Origin of the sequence: Shewanella sp. 1CM18E, assembly GCF_023161665.1 — a bacterium.
In the GTDB taxonomy this organism is placed as follows: domain Bacteria; phylum Pseudomonadota; class Gammaproteobacteria; order Enterobacterales; family Shewanellaceae; genus Shewanella.
The window spans coordinates 1-19,991 of record NZ_JALNTW010000006.1; the positions used below are offsets into that span (position 1 = coordinate 1).

At 42.0% G+C, this 19,991-nt stretch carries 16 protein-coding genes and 1 tRNA gene; 7 read left to right on the forward strand and 10 right to left on the reverse strand.

Features of this window, described 5'->3' with window-relative positions:
- Positions 1-2: 2 nt before the first annotated feature.
- The 3 genes from MSG37_RS09935 to dnaQ form a co-directional block, all read right to left on the reverse strand.
- Positions 3-76, reverse strand: a tRNA-Asp gene (locus MSG37_RS09935).
- Positions 77-200: 124 nt separating this feature from the next.
- Positions 201-1,526, reverse strand: coding sequence for a TIGR03503 family protein (locus MSG37_RS09940; protein ID WP_248470498.1), 1,326 nt, complete (start codon positions 1,524-1,526; stop codon positions 201-203).
- A 21-nt stretch (positions 1,527-1,547) separates the two neighbouring features.
- Positions 1,548-2,276 carry a DNA polymerase III subunit epsilon gene (gene dnaQ, locus MSG37_RS09945; RefSeq protein WP_248470500.1) on the reverse strand — a complete coding sequence of 243 codons (729 nt, stop codon included), beginning with the start codon at positions 2,274-2,276 and terminating at the stop codon, positions 1,548-1,550.
- Between the two features lie 73 nt (positions 2,277-2,349).
- Between dnaQ and rnhA the strand changes: the two genes are divergently transcribed.
- Positions 2,350-2,829 carry a ribonuclease HI gene (gene rnhA, locus MSG37_RS09950; protein WP_248470502.1) on the forward strand — a complete coding sequence of 160 codons (480 nt, stop codon included), beginning with the start codon at positions 2,350-2,352 and terminating at the stop codon, positions 2,827-2,829.
- 63 nt (positions 2,830-2,892) lie between these two features.
- Here rnhA and MSG37_RS09955 read toward each other — a convergent pair whose 3' ends face one another.
- Together MSG37_RS09955 and MSG37_RS09960 are read right to left on the reverse strand one after the other, a co-directional pair.
- Positions 2,893-3,789 carry a LysR substrate-binding domain-containing protein gene (locus MSG37_RS09955; RefSeq protein ID WP_248470504.1) on the reverse strand — a complete coding sequence of 299 codons (897 nt, stop codon included), beginning with the start codon at positions 3,787-3,789 and terminating at the stop codon, positions 2,893-2,895.
- Between the two features lie 8 nt (positions 3,790-3,797).
- Entirely contained in the window at positions 3,798-4,538 is a 741-nt protein-coding gene (locus MSG37_RS09960; protein WP_248470506.1) for a class I SAM-dependent methyltransferase, read from the reverse strand.
- Between the two features lie 148 nt (positions 4,539-4,686).
- On the opposite strand from MSG37_RS09960, the gene gloB reads away from it, so the two are divergent.
- Positions 4,687-5,463 carry a hydroxyacylglutathione hydrolase gene (gene gloB, locus MSG37_RS09965; protein WP_248470507.1) on the forward strand — a complete coding sequence of 259 codons (777 nt, stop codon included), beginning with the start codon at positions 4,687-4,689 and terminating at the stop codon, positions 5,461-5,463.
- A gap of 90 nt (positions 5,464-5,553) precedes the next feature.
- Positions 5,554-7,113: a LysM peptidoglycan-binding domain-containing protein gene (locus MSG37_RS09970; RefSeq protein WP_248470509.1), complete on the forward strand. Its 1,560-nt coding sequence runs from the start codon at positions 5,554-5,556 to the stop codon at positions 7,111-7,113.
- A gap of 98 nt (positions 7,114-7,211) precedes the next feature.
- Here the strand turns inward: MSG37_RS09970 and MSG37_RS09975 are convergent, their stop codons facing one another.
- From MSG37_RS09975 to MSG37_RS09985, 3 genes are read right to left on the reverse strand one after another with little or no spacing between them, the layout of a single operon-like run.
- On the reverse strand, positions 7,212-7,829 hold the full coding sequence (locus MSG37_RS09975) for a BsuPI-related putative proteinase inhibitor (RefSeq protein ID WP_248470510.1): 618 nt from the start codon (positions 7,827-7,829) through the stop codon (positions 7,212-7,214).
- On the reverse strand, positions 7,830-9,656 hold the full coding sequence (locus MSG37_RS09980; protein ID WP_248470512.1) for an AsmA family protein: 1,827 nt from the start codon (positions 9,654-9,656) through the stop codon (positions 7,830-7,832). It lies immediately after the preceding gene.
- A 32-nt stretch (positions 9,657-9,688) separates the two neighbouring features.
- Positions 9,689-10,186 carry a putative 4-hydroxy-4-methyl-2-oxoglutarate aldolase gene (locus MSG37_RS09985; protein WP_248470514.1) on the reverse strand — a complete coding sequence of 166 codons (498 nt, stop codon included), beginning with the start codon at positions 10,184-10,186 and terminating at the stop codon, positions 9,689-9,691.
- Positions 10,187-10,368: 182 nt separating this feature from the next.
- On the opposite strand from MSG37_RS09985, the gene MSG37_RS09990 reads away from it, so the two are divergent.
- Positions 10,369-10,686, forward strand: a complete 318-nt coding sequence (locus MSG37_RS09990; RefSeq protein WP_248470515.1) for a hypothetical protein — start codon at positions 10,369-10,371, stop codon at positions 10,684-10,686.
- 1,011 nt (positions 10,687-11,697) lie between these two features.
- On the opposite strand, the gene msrQ is transcribed toward MSG37_RS09990, so the two are convergent.
- Complete coding sequence (gene msrQ, locus MSG37_RS09995) at positions 11,698-12,357, reverse strand: protein-methionine-sulfoxide reductase heme-binding subunit MsrQ (RefSeq protein WP_248470516.1); 660 nt, start codon at positions 12,355-12,357, stop codon at positions 11,698-11,700.
- A gap of 163 nt (positions 12,358-12,520) precedes the next feature.
- Entirely contained in the window at positions 12,521-13,543 is a 1,023-nt protein-coding gene (gene msrP, locus MSG37_RS10000; RefSeq protein WP_248470518.1) for a protein-methionine-sulfoxide reductase catalytic subunit MsrP, read from the reverse strand.
- A 211-nt stretch (positions 13,544-13,754) separates the two neighbouring features.
- On the opposite strand from msrP, the gene rmuC reads away from it, so the two are divergent.
- From rmuC to katG, 3 genes are all read left to right on the forward strand, one after another.
- Positions 13,755-15,248, forward strand: a complete 1,494-nt coding sequence (gene rmuC, locus MSG37_RS10005) for a DNA recombination protein RmuC (protein WP_248470520.1) — start codon at positions 13,755-13,757, stop codon at positions 15,246-15,248.
- Between the two features lie 55 nt (positions 15,249-15,303).
- On the forward strand, positions 15,304-17,235 hold the full coding sequence (locus tag MSG37_RS10010; RefSeq protein ID WP_248470522.1) for a transglycosylase SLT domain-containing protein: 1,932 nt from the start codon (positions 15,304-15,306) through the stop codon (positions 17,233-17,235).
- Positions 17,236-17,615: 380 nt separating this feature from the next.
- Positions 17,616-19,799, forward strand: a complete 2,184-nt coding sequence (gene katG / locus MSG37_RS10015; protein ID WP_248470523.1) for a catalase/peroxidase HPI — start codon at positions 17,616-17,618, stop codon at positions 19,797-19,799.
- Positions 19,800-19,991: the final 192 nt, after the last annotated feature.

Genomic DNA, 19,991 nt, shown 5'->3' on the forward strand with positions numbered 1-19,991 from the left:
GGCGGAGCGGACGGGACTCGAACCCGCGACCCCCGGCGTGACAGGCCGGTATTCTAACCAACTGAACTACCGCTCCACATCAAGTGCGGTGAATAATACGTAGAGTGAGGTAGTCCGTCAATAATTTTTTTTGCTGCCGCCAACTGTATAGCTAAAAAACAAACAATCCGCCGTAAACTTAAACATTAAGCGGTTTAAATCTATGTTTTTCTAGCTGAAGTGTCTTGGTTTTCTTCTGGCATGGTTAAATCTATCTGATCAAGCTCGAGTAACATTTTCTCTCGCTGTACCTCTTTTTCTAACCTTGCTTCTGTTGCCGCTAACGCTTTTTTAAGGTTACTGCGCTTACGAACGATTAATAAAACAATAATACCCAATACAATTAGGCCACCATTGACTGACGCCATCCAAAAGATTGCTTTATCTTTAGCTTGCTGCTCTTGCTGTTTAGCCATAGCCTCCGCTTTGGCTGCAAGCTCCTCTTCACTCGGTGGTGGCTCCGGAGGTTGAACAAGGTTAAAAAACAGCTCCGGTAATTGCAGATAAATCTCACGGCCAGTCACTGTAGTCGTTACCGCATTCACTTTTAAATGATAACTGCCAAAATCAGTCACTTTAGGTAGAACGAACTCACTTGTAGATTCTTTAAAAACAGCCATGGTCACAGGCACTGTTTTACCCGTTGGCCCTAAGATTTCAGCGTCTAAATGGGTCTCGTCTAACTTAACTAAAGTGTCATCGACTTTGATCTCTAACTTCCAAATACCTAAGTTAGGATCATCGGGAGTAAGTAGCTCAACGGTAATTGGCTGCGGCAAAAGCCTAAATGAATCATTATATTCACGATCTAGCACTGCATTTTTGGCTTGGATCTGTAGTCGATAATCGCCCCACGGCTGATCTAAATCTAAATCGCTGGTAAATATACCGTCATCAGGGCGTTCATCTAATGACTCACCGTTATCACTATAAGCCCCCACAATAAATGTTCCTGCGGCGTAGTTCTCATCAGTAGGATTATTTTCACTAATAAAGCGCGCAGTCCAGTTCATCATAAAATCGAGACCTGGCAGGCGAACTTTTTGCTCATCGCCAAGTAATTGCGCTGTTAATTTTAAACGCTCACCTTGAAATAAAGGTTTAGGGATTGGCTCGACTTCAATAGAAAGTGTGGTGATCTTATCAATCACCGAACCTTCAACCACCTGACCAATTAATTGCCATGGCCCCGCCATCGGCTGCTTGATGGTGATCATGTCACCGGTTAACCCTTCCATCCAAGTAACCTTGTCGTCAGGGTGACGGTCAACATACCACTTACTACCGTCAGGGCGCACAATAATCACAGGTGCACTGCCGTACTCTCTATGAATGAGTAACGTAACAGACTCGACCATATGATCGATTCTAAAACGATTTTTTAATTCCGCCGCATGCTTAGACAGCAGCACTTCCGATGCAGCGATACCACTAAATAAAAAGTAGCAAAAAAAGCAAGCCGTAAAAATGGTAACTCTTTTAGTCATAGAGAGACTCTTAAAATGAGATTATCCGCGCCAGAGGCATTGTCCTGATTTAGCAACTAGATCCAATCGCTCTTCGTGTCTTACTAATTCATCGGCCGATGCAGAGATCACTTTAAGTTTTGTTCTATCAAGACTTAGGCGCTGAATACCACCGCCCTCTTGTCCTGCTTTTTCACTTGAAAGGTTAAATTTGGTTTGACCACCTGTCATTAACAGGTAAACGTCAGCCAAAATCTCGGCATCGAGCAATGCGCCGTGGAGATCACGAGCTGAGTTATCGATACCATAGCGCTTACATAAAGCATCCAAGTTATTCTTTTGACCTGGATGCAAGAACTTAGCGACTTCTAGCGAATCGAGAACCTGACATATGTCAGTGGTTTTTGGCCCCAATGGCTGCAGCATTGAAAACTCATGATCCATAAAGCTAACGTCGAAGTTTGCGTTATGTGCCACAATCTCTGCGCCATCAATAAATTCAATAAAGCTTTGGGCAATTTCATGAAACTTAGGCTTGCTAGCAACAAATTCATTGGTGATACCGTGAACTGCAATAGCCTCTTCATCAATTGCTTGTTGCGGATTAATGTATTCGTGGTAATGACGCCCAGTTAATCGGCGGTTTATTACTTCAACACAGCCGATTTCAATGATCCTATGCCCCAAATAAATTGGACCACTTGACTGGTTCATACCTGTCGTTTCGGTATCGAGAATAATTTGACGCTTCGCGCTTGAAACAATATTCATATGAATTTATACATTTCTCAGTTAAATATTTTGGGTATACTCGCCCAGCAATTATAGCTATGGTAGCAACTTGATGACTGGACTGAAACAGATCTCTATCTATACCGACGGTTCTTGCCTCGGAAATCCTGGCCCTGGTGGTTATGGCATCGTTTTAAAGTATAAAAAGCAAACAAAAGAAATTGCCGAGGGTTTTGCCCTTACAACCAATAACCGCATGGAGCTACTTGCCCCTATTATCGCACTTGAAGTACTTAAAGTGCCATGTCAGGTTATATTGACCAGCGATAGCCAATATATGCGCCAAGGGATCACACAATGGATCCACGGCTGGAAACGCAAAGGCTGGATCACCTCGGCCAATCAACCGGTAAAAAATGTCGATTTATGGAAGCGACTCGACGCCGTATCACAGCTACACCAAATTGATTGGCGCTGGGTAAAAGGTCATGCTGGCCATACCGAAAACGAGCGCTGTGATGTACTTGCTCGTAAAGCTGCAGAAGCAAAACCATCGCAAGAAGACACGGGTTACATCGAGCAGCAAAGCTAGACGATTAACTCTAGGTTATTGAAACTAAACCTAACAAGACTCAATCAAAGTCCGCTTTTACATTCAGCCATCGGTATTTAGGAACATCTTATTAAATTTAATAAATTCTAAGCCGATGGGCGTAAAGTTACGGCTCTTGTGGTGTATGCGATAGAACTTGCGCTCTAATGATAATCCCTCGACTTGAATAACAGCTAACTCTTTGCGGATTAGCTCTTTTTCAAGAGTAAGCTCAGACAAGACTCCTAAGCCAGCGCCTTGTTTAACCGCTTGTTTAATCGCATCGGGCGTTGAGAAACGAAATTTTTCCTGTGGCTGCATATCAAGCGCATTAGCTGCGTTAACAAAGTAATCACGGGTACCAGAGCCTTCTTCTCGCATCACCCAAGGCATATCATGTAGCGCACTTGGGGCAACACTCTGCCCTGCTAATGGGTGCGCGGGATGACAAAACACCAATAATTTGTCTTTATGCCACGCCTCAACAGCAATACGGCTATCAAGGCATTGTCCCTCAATAAAACCCATTTCACTTCTAAACTCTAACACCGCATTTATCACAGCTTGAGTATTATCAATATCTACATTCACTAACGTATTGGTATGCTGCTGACAAAAAGCCACTGCCGACTTAGCCAATAAGTAATTACCTATGGTTGAGCTTGCACTGACATTTAAATTACCGCCAAGCTCGGCTCCCGCCGGAGAAAACGCATGCTCTATTTGCTCAATTTTCTGTAAAGCTTCGGTTGCTAATGGCAATAATAAACTACCTTGCGAATTTAAACGCAAGCGGTTGCCAATTCGCTCAAATAATCGCGTATCGAGCTGTTTTTCAAGTTCAGATAATGCCATTGATGCAGCAGGAGAAGATAAATTAACTAACTCCGCCGCTTTAGCCACTTGGCCGCTGCGCGCTACAGCTTCAAAAATAGCTAACTGTTTTAGTGTTATTCGCATTGATATTCTTATGATTGATTTGACGATTTAGAAACATGGCCTGTACGCCCTGCACTCGGTGCTGTTGACCAACTGGGTTGCTTTACTTTCCGCTTGGCTTGAATGGGCGTTAACGGACTTTCAAGTTTTTTAGCAACCAGTACATAAATACTGCCTGTACTTGGTAACCAAGATTTAAGCGCATGGGACCAAATATTATCGGGTTTGACGTCACTTAGCAGGTGATGATGTAATAAACGTTCATCAGCAACGACTTGATAACCCAATAAGCCGAGCCAGTCTTTCACCCGTGACGGCGTAAAAAATCGGCCATTCCATGGGATCTCATTCTGATGTTTAGGTAGTATTTGGCCAATAAACATTGGGCTTAGTGGATTAAAACCACTAATAATAAGATGGCCTCCGGATACCAACACCCTGTCAATTTCTCGCAAAAGCCGATAAGGGTCTGTTTCGAACTCTAAAATGAAGTTCATCACCACAGCGTCAACACTGACATTTTGAATAGGCAGTTGGCTGTAGTCACCTCGAATATGCGCTTGAGGCTCATCAAATAACCCATATTGCCGATTAATCCCTACATTGGTTTTATCGATTTTTTGGCTTAATGGGCCCAAGTTAAGCATGTAATAACCAAAAATTCTTGCCCACCAAGGTGATAAAGCTTCCTCGAGGCTTTCACGAATGATCGCTCCGTTAGGCAGCTCTGACCAATGAGAAGGTTTTAGTGCTAGTTCAGATTGCGACAAATCAATCTCCAAATTCCTTGATACCCTACTTTAATAACGAAAGCGGTATACAAGCAACTGCTTTGCTCAGTAAACTGGTCTCAGTGCTCAAATTAGTGCTCAAATAAATGAACTCGAGCGATTTACTTCTTACTTAGAGAGTTTCAGTATGTTACAGATAACACCACTTCCCGCTTTTAACGATAATTATATCTGGACGTTGCAAACTGAGCAAAGTACAGGTGTTTATGTGGTCGACCCAGGTGATGCTCAAGTTGTGATTGACTACGTCACCAACAAAAAGTTGACCTTACAGGGGATACTCATTACCCACCACCACCATGATCATACTGGTGGAATTGCAGCACTATGTGCCCATTTTGGTAAAGATATTCCAGTATATGGCCCGCAAGCCGAAAATATCCAAGGGATTAGCCGCCCAATAACTGCGCAGGCCACGGTCACTCTAGAAGGCTTAGAACTAGAAGCAAAAGTCATTCAAGTTCCTGGGCATACCTTAGGCCACATTGCTTACTTAATTGACAATCTACTCTTTTGCGGTGACACGCTATTTAGCGGAGGCTGTGGGCGTTTATTTGAAGGGACCGCTGAGCAAATGTATCAGTCATTAAGTCAGCTAAGTGAACTACCAGACGATACTAAAGTTTACTGCACCCACGAATATACGTTAGCAAATTTACGCTTTGCTTGTGCAGCAGAACCCAACAACCAAAAGTTGCAAGAATATGTGCAACAAGCAAACCAGCTACGAGCACAAAATATACCTACGTTGCCATCATCAATTGGCCTCGAAAAGGCAATAAACCCATTTTTACGAGCAGATTGTGCAGAAATTCAACAAATTTTAGCCGTTCAATTCCAACAACCTATAACAAATACGCTGCAAAGCTTCGCACTTCTGCGTCAATGGAAAGACAATTTCTAAAAAATAATCTACAATAGCCCGCTATTCCAGCGCCACTAAGCCAGATTTATTCTGGCTTTTTTGAGCCTAATTAGAGGACACAGATTTTAGATGCGCGTACCATTTTTATTCGTCGCGGGGGGGATTGCCCTGCTGACAGGTTGTCAAACTTTAGACAGCCAGAAGACTGATGAAGGGACCCCTGCTACTCCGATAGCAATAGAACAAATCAAAGTAGCTCCTGTTATACCTGAAGTAGTAGAAACAGTTGAGATCACTGATATATGGCAACGCATTCGCCTCGACATGCAGATGGAAGTACCAGATGAAAAGCTAGTACGCCAATACCGTGACTGGTATATCAAGCATCCACAGCATTTAGAGCGTGTATCGGAACGTGCAACACCGTTCATGTACCTGATTGTTGAAGAGATTGAAAAGCGTGATCTACCGATTGAGCTAGCTTTACTGCCAATTGTAGAAAGTGCGTTTGATCCGTTTGCCTATTCACACGGTGCCGCGTCTGGCCTTTGGCAGTTCACTTCTCCTATGGCTCGCCATTTTGGGTTAAAGATGAACTGGTGGTATGACGGTCGTCGTGATGTACCAGCAGCAACAACTGCAGCGCTAGACATGCTTGAATACCTGCATGGTAAAACAGGTCAAAACTGGTTATATGCAATCGCAGCCTATAATACAGGTGAAGGTCGAGTGATTAATGCAGCTAAGCGTAATGCCAAAAAAGGCATTTCAACTGATTTTTTCAGCTTGAACTTACCACGTGAAACTGAGCGTTATGTGCCGCAACTACTCGCTCTTGCCGATGTGATTAAAAATGCTGATAAGTACGGTATTAAGCTCACACCTATTAGTAACGAGCCTCAAATTGAAGTTGTGGATATTGGTAGCCAAATTGATTTAGCACTTGCTGCTGATATCGCCAATATGACGACATCTGAGCTACATAAGCTAAACCCGGGTTACAACCGCTGGGCAACGGCGCCAGAAGGGCCACATAAACTGGTATTGCCAGTTGATAAAGCTGATGCTTTTAAAGTTGCACTCAATAAAACCCATACTAACGAGCGTCTTAACTGGGAACGTTATCAAATTAAATCTGGTGACAGCCTAGGATTAATCGCCAAGCGTTACAAAACCACGGTATCTGCATTAAAGTCAGTTAATGACATTAAAGGCAACATCATTGTTGCAGGTAAGTTTTTGCTAATACCTGTTTCAGCTAAGAGCCTAGATGAATATTTATTGTCTGCCGATCAACGTTTAAACCGCCAGCAAAATAAAGCACGCGGCTCAAGCAAGATCACATACAAGGTACAGTCTGGTGATTCGCTATGGAAAATTGCTAAGCAGCATAAAGTGAAAACCGCACAGCTTGCGAGCTGGAACAGCATGGCGCCAAAAGATCCGTTACAAATTGGTCAAAAGCTAGTAATTTGGTCAGGTACGCGTTCAAACAGCCAAGGCTTAAGCGAAGTGATGCGTACTGTTAATTATAAGGTACGTAACGGCGATTCATTAGCTCGTATCGCAGGCAAGTTTAACGTTAGCGTTAATGATTTAGTGCGTTGGAACTCACTTGAAAAGAGTAAATATATTCAGCCTGGTCAAATGCTCAAGCTGTATGTAGATATGACAAAAGTTAGAGCATAAAAGTTAGAGTATAAAGACGAACTGTAAAATAGAAAGGCGACCTTAGGTCGCCTTTCTTTGCTTAAACAACTGTATATTAAGTATTACTGGTAATAATATTAGTAACTATAAGTGACTTTGCTCATTGCTGGTTTTTGAGACTCTGTTGCTTTACCAGCAAACACAGCTTCTAAACGATAGCCCTTGCCAATTTTAGCTGCAACATCTGCTGGAATTTTAAATTTCACGTTTTGTGTTTTCCCTGCTGGCATTACAGTCTCGCGTATCGCTTGGGTAAACATCATCTCATTTGACCATGCCCAGATCTTGCTACCTTGTGCGTCCAATAACCAAAGATCTGCCGTCATGCCCGACATAAACATCAGCGGCACGCCATATGACTGATTATTCGTATACTGCAAGGTCACATTTGCCTTGTCAGTCACGAGTAATTTGGCTTCTAACAATGCGTGCTCCATAGGTCTATCCTTTTTTGAGCCTTTATTATTGGCACCACTATCTGCAATTTTAGCTTTAGCAGCATCTGTAACTATAACAGCTTGCAAAACTGGCTGAGCTTGAGGCTGTAGGTTTGGCGCCGTAACCGTCTGAGCAGTCTGCTCTTTACCTTGTGGCGTTTGCATTAACGCAGGCTCAGTAACAGCTTCACTAACTTGTTGTCCAGAGCAACCAATCAAACTCAAGCCTACGAAAGCAAGTAAAGTTTTAACTAGCATTTATAGGCCTCCAAACTTTTTCAATAAGCTATCTTTTAACTTATTGGTTTCTTCTTTTAGTTTTGAGTCTAATAACGCTTTAGTATCAAGTGAGAACTTAGGCTCAGACATCGTCCCTTTTATCGCAAATGGAATTTCCACACCGTAAAGCGCGTCGCGCTTATCACCACCCTGTCCTTCAAGCGAACCAACTACCGAAGTGGTCAATTTATAATCCAATGCTTCGTTAATGATATTAGCTGTACCAGAGCCTTTTAAACGTATTAACGGCGACGACATATCCAGATCAGGGTTTGATACCACGCCTTGCGCAATTTTGAATGAGCCAGTCATGCTGGTAAAGTCAGTTTTTTGTACGGTAGCGCCAACGCCTGAAGACATATCGCCGCCCATCTTAGCTTTAGCTTGTCTGATCATTTGTGGAATATTTACCCCATGAATGGCACCATCCGCAATTTCAAATTTACCATTGGCAAGTAAGTTTTTCTTCAAATTATCAGGTAATAAGCTCTTACCTTTACCGGCTACGTTAAAGTTTGCTGTGCCATCAAGCATGTCAACTTCAGCCATATCTATTAATAAAGCACGAATATCTACACCTGATAAACGCTTATCAAATTGATATTGAGCAACCTTGTTGCGTCCATCAACAGTTGCTGAGGCAGCAATCTTACCGCCATATAAATCAGCCGATAACTGCTTCATATTGGCAACCCCGCCTTGCATCACTAGCTGCATGACCCAGTTCTGCGTTTTAAGGTTGGCGACTTTCACTGACTTTACACGCACATCGACATCCAAATTAACCGACTTCATCGCTGTAAGATCCGGCTCAACGGCATTAGCTGTACTTTCTGCCTGCTGTGGCTTGTCATTTTTCTCTTTTGACTCGGCAGGTAACAGCGCATCAAGATCAACATCGCCAACTTCTAGTTTAGCCACAACATTAGGCACTTTTTTACCGTAGGCGACATCTAGTGAGCCTGAGGCATTTATATTCGCTGCACTAAAACTGCTAAGTACTAAGTTCATTGTTTGCTTGTCTAGTGCCACCACCACTGAAGTGTTTAGATCAGCTTGTAGTTGCCCATTCGGTAAACCTGCCCCTTTAATTTGGTTTTTCACCACAAACTCATTAATGGTTACCGTGTTTAAGTCTTGAGCAATCTTGATTTGACCTTCACCTTGGCTGAGTAATTCCATATCCGGCATGACTGCCGAAAACTCATATTTGACCGGGGCAAATTGGCCCAATTGAAAACGGCCCAATGTCAGCGCTTTTAATGTGAAAACTTGTTCGGTTGCATTTAAGTGATCAATATTGGTGATTTTAGTATTGGTAATTGCAATGCCGCCAATATCGAGTTTAGCTAGGCTAGCTTTAGAAGAAGTCGCTGGCTCAGTTGGTGATTCAGCATCACTCTTAGCGGTTTGATTGCCGCTGAGTCCATCAAAGCTCGTTCTGCCATCTTTTTGGGTTTCCAGTGTTAGGGTTAAACCATCAAGATTTAGTTGCGAAATTTCGACTTCTTTTTTAAACAGTGGCATCAATGCCACTTCAGCGACAACTTGATTGACGGCTACCATTGATGCATTTTCAAAACCACTTGGATTTGACAAGCTAATGTCACCCAACTCAATTCCTAAGCTTGGGAAGAAAGTCCAAGAGAGATCACTACCAATTGCCAGTTCTCGGCCTGTTTCCTGCTTAACCAAGTCTACAATTTGTGGTTTAAAATCATTGGGGTCAAAAATCACGGTTACATAAAGGACTAATGCGAGAACCAATCCTAAGATTGTAATGAAAAACCATTTTAAAAATTTCATAGCAGATTCCATCTGTTATTACGAAGTCATTGTTATAAATCTAGCACGGTTATATCTAAAGATTCATTAGATACAGCCACGCCGTTTGCGTCAGCATAAATGAAAGATTGAGGCGAAATGATGACACCATAGATCTCTACAGCGATATTGACTTCACCAATCCCTTTTTTCTCAGTTTTAATGGGGTTTGCACCTATTGCCTTCACTCCTAAATCGATGGTTTTAAGAGTGGCGACATCTCTGACACAGCCATAGATAATCACTCCTTGCCATTGATTTTTGGCAGCATTAGCAGCAATCATATCCCCTAGCAATGCACAATCTGTCACTCCTTGCCCATCGACGACCAGTACTTTGCCATGGCCATTTTGCGCTAAAACCTCTTTAACCTTTGAGTTATCGCGATAACACTTAACAGTGACAACCTCGCCCCAAAAGCATTCCTTTTTGCCATAAGAGACAAACATTGGCGCGATTAGGGTCAGTTTATCGGCATAAGTATCAAATAAATCAGGTAACAGATCTAACATCAAGCCTCCATGCACAAAGTGAATTATTATCTAGATTGACAGGTCACAGGAATAAACCCAAGTAATAAAGCCGTAATTTACCGATTATTTATACACTATGGACTTTTACAGTGCCAAAATACAAACTATAATCTTCTACAACGTATGAACACAAAACTTCCTTCCGTTAACCGTAGGTAAAAATGAACAATAATATTGAATTAGAAAGTGCCATCGCTGCACTTGACCAATATGGTTATGATAAAAAGCATTCAAGTGATTTAGAGCAAGCTCGTAATAAAACACAAATGTTAAAATACATCGACTCTCTCGATTTTAATTTACGCCGTTTACTTATCCTACAAGAAGCCGTTAACGAGCTTGTTGAAAATGAAAAGAGATTATTGGCTCAACATGAGAACATTCAAACTTATAAGACTAAGATTATTAATCTGTCTCGTCAGTTTAATATCTCTTATGATGAAGTCGTGCAAATTATGAAGCAGCAAGAAAACAGCTAAATACACAAGCGCATATTATGTTTAATATTCAACAATGCCATTGCTACTAGGTGAATTTATCCGATTAAATAGCGGGTAAAAAAGGTAAATAGCTTATGGGCGTTACTTTCGAGAGTTCCTTTAGAGAATTACTTTAAAGAATTGCTCTATAATTTGAATAAAAATAACGATTGAGATTTGTTTGTTAAGTGAGATTAAGCACTTTGCCAACTGGCATCAATCATCAATTTGCAGTAAACATAATAGCAGCACAATTGGTAAATTTTGTGTACTTGCTCTGTAAAAGCGAATTTATAGCAACCATAACGACTGCATGTCACTCATTGCTAAACTCGCTCAAGCCTACGGAAGGGCTTTCTCCTACCTCCTTCACGCTTTCATGCTTTCATGCTTTCATGCTTTCATGCTTTCATGCTTTCACTAGAGTAAGCAGTTTAACAAGCTTACGTAACTAACATTAATTCATTTAATACTAGGTTTTTATTTAATATCCAATTTGATGTCATTCAACTTAGAAGCCATTGTTTAGTATGAAACGCTCCTGTTTACCACTCTGTATATCCCGCGATATCTTTATCCTATAACCTTTACTCCAAACGTCTATTTTAAAATTACAATTGCTTTAGCTAAAACCAGAGTTGTTATAACTAATTACTCATAGCCTTTAGTCATTCCCCTTGAATCAAGCTTAATCGTGGTCCTTGAATCATACTTAATCATAGCCCTATTAATAGTTGACAACCCACCGCGGCAGCGGGGAAAAACTTTAGGATTAGTGCCTAGGATAAATATTAAAAATTAAGTAAAAAACTTAAAAAGCCCAAACAAGAGAATGAAAGCAAGTAAATTAGAGATTAAAACGCTCAATTACAGGGCTGTTTACTCTACGAAGGAAATTCCCACCTCTAATTCAAGCACTTAAACCACCTACCCGACAAAAGTGCTCTTAGCTCAGAGGGCATACACCAAACTCCAGAACCCGAACCAAAACCAAAACCAAAACAATCAAATTTAAGCTTGAGACTGTTTTTTAGCTCCCGCTGCTGATACTTTTTTTGAAACAGTAGCATTTTTTTTATAATTGATTTTGCTAGATTTTTTAGTTCTTATTACTAATAAAAAAGCAAAAATCAACATATACAAAGCAGGCTCTATCAGCTCCGACTTTACCGACCAATAGAAGTGCACCGCGGCTAATATAGCGATTAAGTACACCCCATTGTGCAGCTTTTGCCAATTCCGCCCCATCTTGCGCATCACGCCTTTAAACGAAGTTAATGCTAAAGCCGCTAATAAAATATATGCACTCGCTCCGACTAAAATGTAGGGGCGCTTCACAACCTCTTCAAAAAATAACGACCATGCAAACAAAAGATCTAAACTGAAAAATGCCAACACATGCAAACTTGCATATGCAAACACATATAATCCCACCAACCGCCTCGTCTGCAGCAGTAACCCTTGCTTGAATCGTTTTGCCAATGGCGAAATAGTTAGCGTTGCCACCAGCGCATTTAGCGCGCCAATTCCAGTAAAATGAATAATATACTGCACCGGATCTCCGCCCGCATTATCAGTCATTACTTTAAGCACTAAATACACTATGGGTAGAGTACCAATTAAGTGAAATAACAGTTTAAGCCAAAATAAAGAGCGGCGAGTTAACCCCATAGACTTCTCCAACCTCAAACCATTGATAGGTACTAAACAATTGATAAGCTTTATTATTTGATAAGATCATCACGTATTCAAAAGCTTCATAGAGTTATAACAGTTTTAAAGTGAGCGTTAACATGACCTATGTTAACGCTGCTTTTATCGACTCGACACAAAGTTAATAGAATTTTCTCAAATCCATGTCTTTGTAGAGATCTGCCACAAATTCACCGTAACCATTGAATGGTAAAGTAGGAATACGCTTAGCTGAAAATAATCCGCCCTCGGCAATGCGGCGCTCAGATGCTTGCGACCATCTAGGATGATCCACTTCAGGATTAACATTAGCGTAAAAACCATATTCATTAGCCGCTAATTGATTCCACGAAGTAGGCGGCTGTTTGTCAGTTAGCCTTATACGCACAATCGATTTGATACTCTTAAAGCCATACTTCCAAGGCACCACTAGGCGGATAGGTGCACCATTTTGCGGTGGTAAGGTCTTACCGTATAAGCCGACCGACATAAAAGTCAGGTCGTTCATTGCTTCAGCTAATGTAAGTCCCTCTACATAAGGGTAATTAATCCCCCCGCCGGTGTAACGATTACGCTGTCCTGGCATCTGTTCTGGGTCAAACAGCGTTTCAAATGCCACATACTTAGCTTTGCTGTTAACGCCGACTTTTTTAAGCAAGCTTGCTAATGAAAAACCCACCCAAGGGATCACCATCGACCACGCCTCAACACATCTAAAATTATAGGCTCGTTCCTCTAGGGGAAATAGTTTAAGTAAGTCGTCATAATCTAAGGTCATAGGTTTATCGACCTCGCCGTCAATCACTAACTTCCATGGTTCCACCTTTAGCTCTTGAGCATTTTCAGCAGGATCTGTCTTACTTGTGCCAAACTCATAAAAGTTATTATGGGAGATGATTTTAGATTCAGGCGTTAACGCGCCATACAACAAGTGATCATATTGCGCTTGCTTAGCAAAAGGCAGTGTCTTAGTTAAAAAAGCCACTTTTTCTTCATCACTTGAAAATAGATCGAACACGCCCGCATTAGCCTGAGACGACAACAGCGCACCGGCGCCTATAAAACCCATTTGCTTTAAAATTCGCCGTCTATCTTGGTAAACAGCTTCAGGCGTGATGTCCCGACTGGTAAATTTATCCCACGCAGCAGTTTTTTTTATATTCATTGGCCGCTTCCATCCTTTTGTCTCAATATATGCTATTACCTAATAAGACCGACTAAGTCTGAGAAAGGTTTCACATTAGTTTTAAATTACATTTTGTTAACAGCTGATTATGTCTGCAGCACTTATCTAATTATTCATCTGCTTATGCTTGCAGTGTTTAAATCGCCATGCCACTCTAATGTCTCATTCATCATGTTAAGAGCCTTCTCACATGCCTTTAGAGCTTGCATTCTCCACCCCACAAATTATTGCCATTGCCGCAATATCTTTCTTAGCTATGTTAATTGGTGCCTTGTTCAATCAGCGTAAAACACGTAGTAAATGGGAATACGTTAGAAACCAGTTAATGGATGAAATGGAACAAACAAAACTCGAGCTTAATAATGAGATTTTAGAGCTCAAGGAAACCGTCAACCAAAAAGAGCTGGCAATCGATCAATACCAAGACAAACTCGAATTTAGATTAGAGCAATTAGGTAAGGCTCAAGCGCAAGCTGAGCGTACGCAAGTGCTAGAACAGTCTTTAGCAGATAATCAACGCAAGCAGATGGAAACCCAACTAGCCCTGTCGAAGTCCAATGCTATGCAGCAAACCTTAAGTGCGAGCTTTGAAGTAAAAGAACAAGCTTTAAACGATAAAATCCAACTACTCGAAGACTCTGAAGTTCGCTTAAATGCCCAGTTTGAAAATCTAGCGACCAAAATATTTGAAGCAAGAAGCGAAAAGCTACAAGCTCAAAATAATCAACAGCTCGACAGCGTGTTAGCTCCTTTTAAACAGCAAATTGAAGGTTTTAGAGCCCAAGTTCAAGCTTCTTATTCACATGAGCAAACCCAACGCAGCGCGTTAAAGCACCAGTTAGATTCATTAACTGAGCTGAACTTAAAGATGAGCCAAGATGCAGTTAACTTAACTAAAGCATTAAAAGGCGACAATAAACAACAAGGTAACTGGGGCGAAGTGATCCTTGAACGGGTATTACAAGAAAGTGGCCTGCGTGAAGGTCATGAGTACGACACTCAAACCGATCTAAAAAATGACAGTGGTAAACGTTTCAAGCCCGATGTCATTGTGCATTTACCAGAAAACAAAGATGTTGTTATTGACGCCAAAATGTCACTTATTGCTTATGAGCGCTACTTTAATAGTGATGACGATGAAGTTCGCGCGCAAGCAATTAAAGAGCACATTATTTCAATACGCGCACATATCAAAGGCCTAAGTCAGAAAGACTATCAAAAACTACATGGCTTGAAGAGTCTAGACTACGTTTTAATGTTTATACCACTAGAGCCTGCCTTTTTACTGGCACTTGAGCATGATCCAAGCTTGGTAAATTACGCGCTTGAGAGCAACATTATGTTAGTCAGCCCGACAAACTTACTTGTTGCGCTAAGAACCATTAACAATATTTGGCGATATGAATATCAAAACCAAAATGCACAAATGATCGCTAAACAAGCAGGGAAAATTTACGACAAATTATGTGGCTATCTAGATGATATGGATAAGCTGGGTCGCGCTTTAGAGTCCGCCGATAAAAACTTTACTAGTGCAATGAATAAGTTATCAACTGGTAAAGGCAATGTCATTCGCCAAGCTCATCAGATGCAGCAGCTAGGTGTTGAAACCAGTAAAAAAGTCGACGCCCAACTTTTAGATAAAGCACTAAGCTTATCAGATGATGATTTTCATCAACACTAAGCCAAAGTTTTCGACGCTAGGCTTCTTATAAGGATATTTAAGAGGATTGTTGTAAATGCACAAGCAGTTAAGTCGCATTTTGATGGCAGTAGTAACCTTTGCAGCATCATGGTCTGTCGCTGCATCTTCATTGACTGAAGATCAGCAGCTTTACCTCGACGCTCGAAGTAAACTCAAAAAGCAGCATTTAAGCCAATATCAAGTAATGCGCGATAAACTTGATGATTACCCATTGGCTATTTATTTAGACTTCCATAACAACATAAACAACATCCTCAAGCTCCCAGCGGATAGAGCTTTAAAAGAATTACAAGCATTTAAGGGCAGCCCTTTATACAACACGGGGCGCTATCGCTACCTCAAACGCAGTGGCAGCCAAAAGCGCTGGCAAGACTTTTTAACCATTAGCCCCAATCAACCTAATAATGTGGCGCTGCAATGTTATTACTATCGAGCTCAATTACAAAAAGGCGATAGTCAACTTGCCTACGACGGCGCGAAAACACTCTCGCTACATGGACGTTCTCGCCCAAAAGAGTGTGATCCACTGTTTAGAGAATGGCAAAAAGCCGGACATCGTACCCAAGAGCTAATTTGGTCGCGTATGCTACTCAGTTTTGAGCAGGGCCAATATGGCTTACTTTCTTATCTATCAAGGCAACTAACCAGTAATAAAAATGATGCCAAGCGTTTGCTTGCGGTTTATAAAGACCCTCGTAGTCTGCGCCATAAATCAAAATTCAGTGGCAGCGCGAAAATCAATGCCACCATAGTTGATTTAGGCCTGAGAAAGCTTGCCAAAAAAGATCTTAAACAAGCTGTTAAACTATTTGCTGCTTACCAAAAAGCCGACCGATTTACTGACTACCAAGGCCGTAAATTAAGTCGCTATTTAGTAAGGCGAACGTTGATCTATCAAGTCATTGAGCTGCAAAGTTACGCCGATACGATTTTACCGTTACTTGATAGTGATGATTTAGTCGAAATGCGCCTACGCTGGGCGCTGCGTGATAATGATCAGGCAAGCTTTGCTAAATACTTACCACTACTAAGCGAGCAAAAACAGAATACTGCGCGCTGGAAATATTGGCGAGCAAAGGTGTTAGCACGTGAAAACAGCAAAAAAAGCCAACAGCAATCTCAGGCATTGTTTGATGAATTGCGCCTAGAACGTAACTTCTATGGCTACCTTGCAGCAGCGAAGCTAAACAAACCATTTCAATTACAAGATCAAACCAGTAAGAGCAATCCAAGTCTAAAAGACAGTATTTTTGCAGATAAAGGCCTCGCGCGAGTGCGTGAACTGCTCGCTATCGATAAACAGTCTGATGCGCGAGCCGAATGGGTAATGCTGTTAAAGCGTCACGATAAAGCCATGCAAACAGAATATGGCATCTATGCGGTTGAGCAGAAATGGCATAGTTTAGGTGTACAAGCGAGTATCCAAGCCAAGCTATGGAATGATATGCAAATGCGCTTCCCTTACGCAGCACAAGATGCCTTTACCCAAGCCAGTAAAAAGTACCGAGTCGATATTGACGAAATTCGCGCTATATCAAGACGAGAAAGTGCCTATTACCCTAATGCAACATCAGGCGTTGGTGCTCGTGGCTATATGCAACTAATGCCTGCAACGGCAAAGCAAACAGCCAAAAAAGCAAAGCTGCCTTATCGCGGCATTAAGAGTTTATATGATGAAAAGCTCAATATTGCTTTAGGTAGCGCCTATTACAGTGGCCTATTAAAACAGTTTGACCAAAATAAAGTGCTCGCAACCGCCTCTTATAATGCAGGGCCTCACCGAATTAAAAGCTGGTTGAAGAGAAGCGACGGTAAACTTGACGCAATTAGCTTTATTGAATCGATCCCCTATCGAGAAACCCGGGAGTACGTACAAGCAGTATTTAGCTATAAAGTTATTTATCAAGTCAGACAAGGTAAACAAGCCGAGTTACTGTCTGCTGAGGAGCTGAACTTTAGTTACTAGCATTGATTGCTAGTGTTCAAACCTACACAGCTAACCTGCTATATCATTCAGCATTGGGCTGCTTTTCTTAAGCAGCCCGCTACTAATACTATTATCTTTCAAACAAAGCACCACAGCATCAATCAGACATCATATAGTCACAATAAACGATTCTCCCCCGAGCTCCCTTGTGGCTAGAACTTCCTTAACTCACTTAACTCACTTAACTCACTTAACTTCCCGATACCAAATCTGCCCGTTTTCGCTATCAAAAGCTGAAAACTGTTCTACTGTTATAGCAATCAATATAAAACTTACTCCCTTGCCGTTAACACTGCTAACTGTTCTCTGCTAAGGGAGCTGTATCGTTAATCTTAATGAGCAATACAAGGAAGCTAATAATGAATAGCTCTCAAGGTAAAGGTTTGTGTCCAGTCATGCACGGCGCAAATACCACTCAACAAAGCAAACAAAACCAATGGTGGCCAAAATCGCTAAATCTCGATATTTTGCATCAACATGACACCAAAACCTCTCCCCTCGCCAATGACTTTAACTATAAACAGGCTTTTAATACCTTGGACTTGGCGGCAGTTAAGCAGGATTTAAAAGATCTCATGACCCAGTCTCAACCATGGTGGCCTGCTGATTGGGGACATTATGGCGGCTTGATGATCCGTTTAGCTTGGCACTCAGCAGGAACATACCGAATTGCAGATGGACGAGGCGGTGCGAGTCGTGGCAGTCAACGTTTTGCACCACTGAACAGTTGGCCTGATAACGGCAATTTAGATAAAGCACGCAGGCTGTTATGGCCAATCAAAAAACGCTATGGCGATGCACTGTCCTGGGCGGATTTAATAATCTTAGCCGGCAATATGGCCTATGAGTCCATGGGGCTAAAAATGTTCGGCTTTGCCGGCGGCAGAGAAGATGTTTGGACTCCTGAAATTGACACCTATTGGGGCGCAGAAAAAGAATGGTTAGCCACCAGCGATGCTGAAAATAGCCGCTACTCTGGCGAGCGAGACTTAGACAATCCCCTTGCCGCAGTGATGATGGGGCTAATTTATGTGAATCCCGAAGGCGTTGACGGTAAACCCGATCCCATTAAAACCGCTCACGATGTCAGAGTTACCTTTGCCAGAATGGCCATGAACGATGAAGAAACCGTTGCACTTGCAGCTGGCGGCCACACAGTTGGTAAATGCCATGGTAATGGTGACGCAAGTCAACTCGGAGCAGAACCTGAAGCGGGTGAACTTGAAGATCAAGGACTTGGTTGGCTTAACAAACAGCAACGCGGTATAGGCGCTGATGCTATCACCAGCGGCCTTGAAGGCGCATGGACCACTAACCCAACCCAGTGGGATAATGGCTATTTCCATTTACTACTAAATTACGACTGGTGGATGCAAAAAAGCCCCGCCGGAGCTTGGCAATGGGAACCAGTGAATATCAAGCCAGAGGATATGCCTGTTGATGCAGAAGATCCCACTAAACGCCATAATCCAATCATGACCGATGCTGATATGGCACTAAAATTTGATCCGCAATACCGTAAAATAGCGGAGAAGTTTTATCAAGACCCAGCATATTTTGCCAAAGTATTTACCCGAGCATGGTTCAAACTCACTCATAGAGACCTTGGGCCTAAAACTCGTTATTTAGGCGCGGATGTTCCAGTAGAAGATCTCATTTGGCAAGACCCGATCCCTGATAATCCCAATCGATTAGATGCATCTGAATTGACCTCGCTTAAACAGGCTATTTTAGCAAGTGATGTTTCCCCTTCAGAATTTATTATTACCGCTTGGGACAGCGCTCGTACCTACCGTGGTTCAGATCGCCGCGGCGGCGCAAATGGTGCGCGTATTCAGCTTGCTCCGCAAAGTAGTTGGCAAGGTAATGAGCCCGAACAACTTGCCAAAGTGCTTAATGCACTAAGACAGATCCAAAGCCAATTGAATTCATCAATTTCAATGGCTGATCTGATTATCTTAGCCGGTAGCACTGCTATTGAACACGCCGCGCAATTAGCTGGTTGCAAGGTAGAGGTACCTTTTGCCCAAGGCCGAGGTGATGCAAGCCAACAAAACACAGACGAGCACTCTTTTGAAGTATTAGAACCACTGCATGATGGCTTTAGAAACTGGTTAAAAGCAGATTATCGCGTCACAGCAGAGGAGTTACTGTTAGAGCGCAGCCAATTAATGCAGCTTACCGCCGCAGAAATGACTGTATTGATTGGGGGGATGCGCGTTTTAGGCACGAATTACGCTGGCACAAAACATGGTGTATTCACCGACAATATTGGCGTACTCAGTAATGATTTTTTCGTCAATCTCACTGATATGAATTATAGCTGGCAGCCTAAAAGTGATAATTTGTACCATATCCTTGATAGAGAAAGCGGTAAACTAAAATGGACTGCAACCCGTGTCGATTTAGTCTTGGGTTCAAACGCGATATTACGCTCTTATTGTGAGCATTACGCCCAAGATACGAGTAAGCAAAAGTTTATCAATGACTTTATCAATGCGTGGGTTAAGGTGATGAACGCTGATCGTTTTGATTTGGCATAAGCGTGAATCACACTCAAAGAAAAGGCTATGGCGACTGATTATCAAGCTGTAGCTTTTTTCTTATCTTTTGTTTTCTTTTGTTTTCTTGTTTTCTCAATAAAGCCCTACAGCTTTTGCTCCGCAGTTATCCCCTCTCTTTAATACCACTTTTACTCGAATGTAAATACGCTAAAAGCACAGAGTAAATCATGA

Excerpts from the sequence above, each read along its gene's own strand:
- MSG37_RS09980 (WP_248470512.1), bottom strand. The coding sequence starts at position 9,656 with ATGAAATTTTTAAAATGGTTTTTCATTACAATCTTAGGATTGGTTCTC.
- MSG37_RS09940 (WP_248470498.1), bottom strand. The coding sequence starts at position 1,526 with ATGACTAAAAGAGTTACCATTTTTACGGCTTGCTTTTTTTGCTACTTT.
- msrP (WP_248470518.1), bottom strand. The coding sequence starts at position 13,543 with ATGAATATAAAAAAAACTGCTGCGTGGGATAAATTTACCAGTCGGGAC.
- rmuC (WP_248470520.1), top strand. The coding sequence starts at position 13,755 with ATGCCTTTAGAGCTTGCATTCTCCACCCCACAAATTATTGCCATTGCC.
- MSG37_RS10010 (WP_248470522.1), top strand. The coding sequence starts at position 15,304 with ATGCACAAGCAGTTAAGTCGCATTTTGATGGCAGTAGTAACCTTTGCA.
- MSG37_RS09970 (WP_248470509.1), top strand. The coding sequence starts at position 5,554 with ATGCGCGTACCATTTTTATTCGTCGCGGGGGGGATTGCCCTGCTGACA.
- dnaQ (WP_248470500.1), bottom strand. The coding sequence starts at position 2,276 with ATGAATATTGTTTCAAGCGCGAAGCGTCAAATTATTCTCGATACCGAA.
- rnhA (WP_248470502.1), top strand. The coding sequence starts at position 2,350 with ATGACTGGACTGAAACAGATCTCTATCTATACCGACGGTTCTTGCCTC.
- katG (WP_248470523.1), top strand. The coding sequence starts at position 17,616 with ATGAATAGCTCTCAAGGTAAAGGTTTGTGTCCAGTCATGCACGGCGCA.
- MSG37_RS09990 (WP_248470515.1), top strand. The coding sequence starts at position 10,369 with ATGAACAATAATATTGAATTAGAAAGTGCCATCGCTGCACTTGACCAA.
- MSG37_RS09985 (WP_248470514.1), bottom strand. The coding sequence starts at position 10,186 with ATGTTAGATCTGTTACCTGATTTATTTGATACTTATGCCGATAAACTG.
- MSG37_RS09975 (WP_248470510.1), bottom strand. The coding sequence starts at position 7,829 with ATGCTAGTTAAAACTTTACTTGCTTTCGTAGGCTTGAGTTTGATTGGT.
- gloB (WP_248470507.1), top strand. The coding sequence starts at position 4,687 with ATGTTACAGATAACACCACTTCCCGCTTTTAACGATAATTATATCTGG.
- msrQ (WP_248470516.1), bottom strand. The coding sequence starts at position 12,357 with ATGGGGTTAACTCGCCGCTCTTTATTTTGGCTTAAACTGTTATTTCAC.
- MSG37_RS09955 (WP_248470504.1), bottom strand. The coding sequence starts at position 3,789 with ATGCGAATAACACTAAAACAGTTAGCTATTTTTGAAGCTGTAGCGCGC.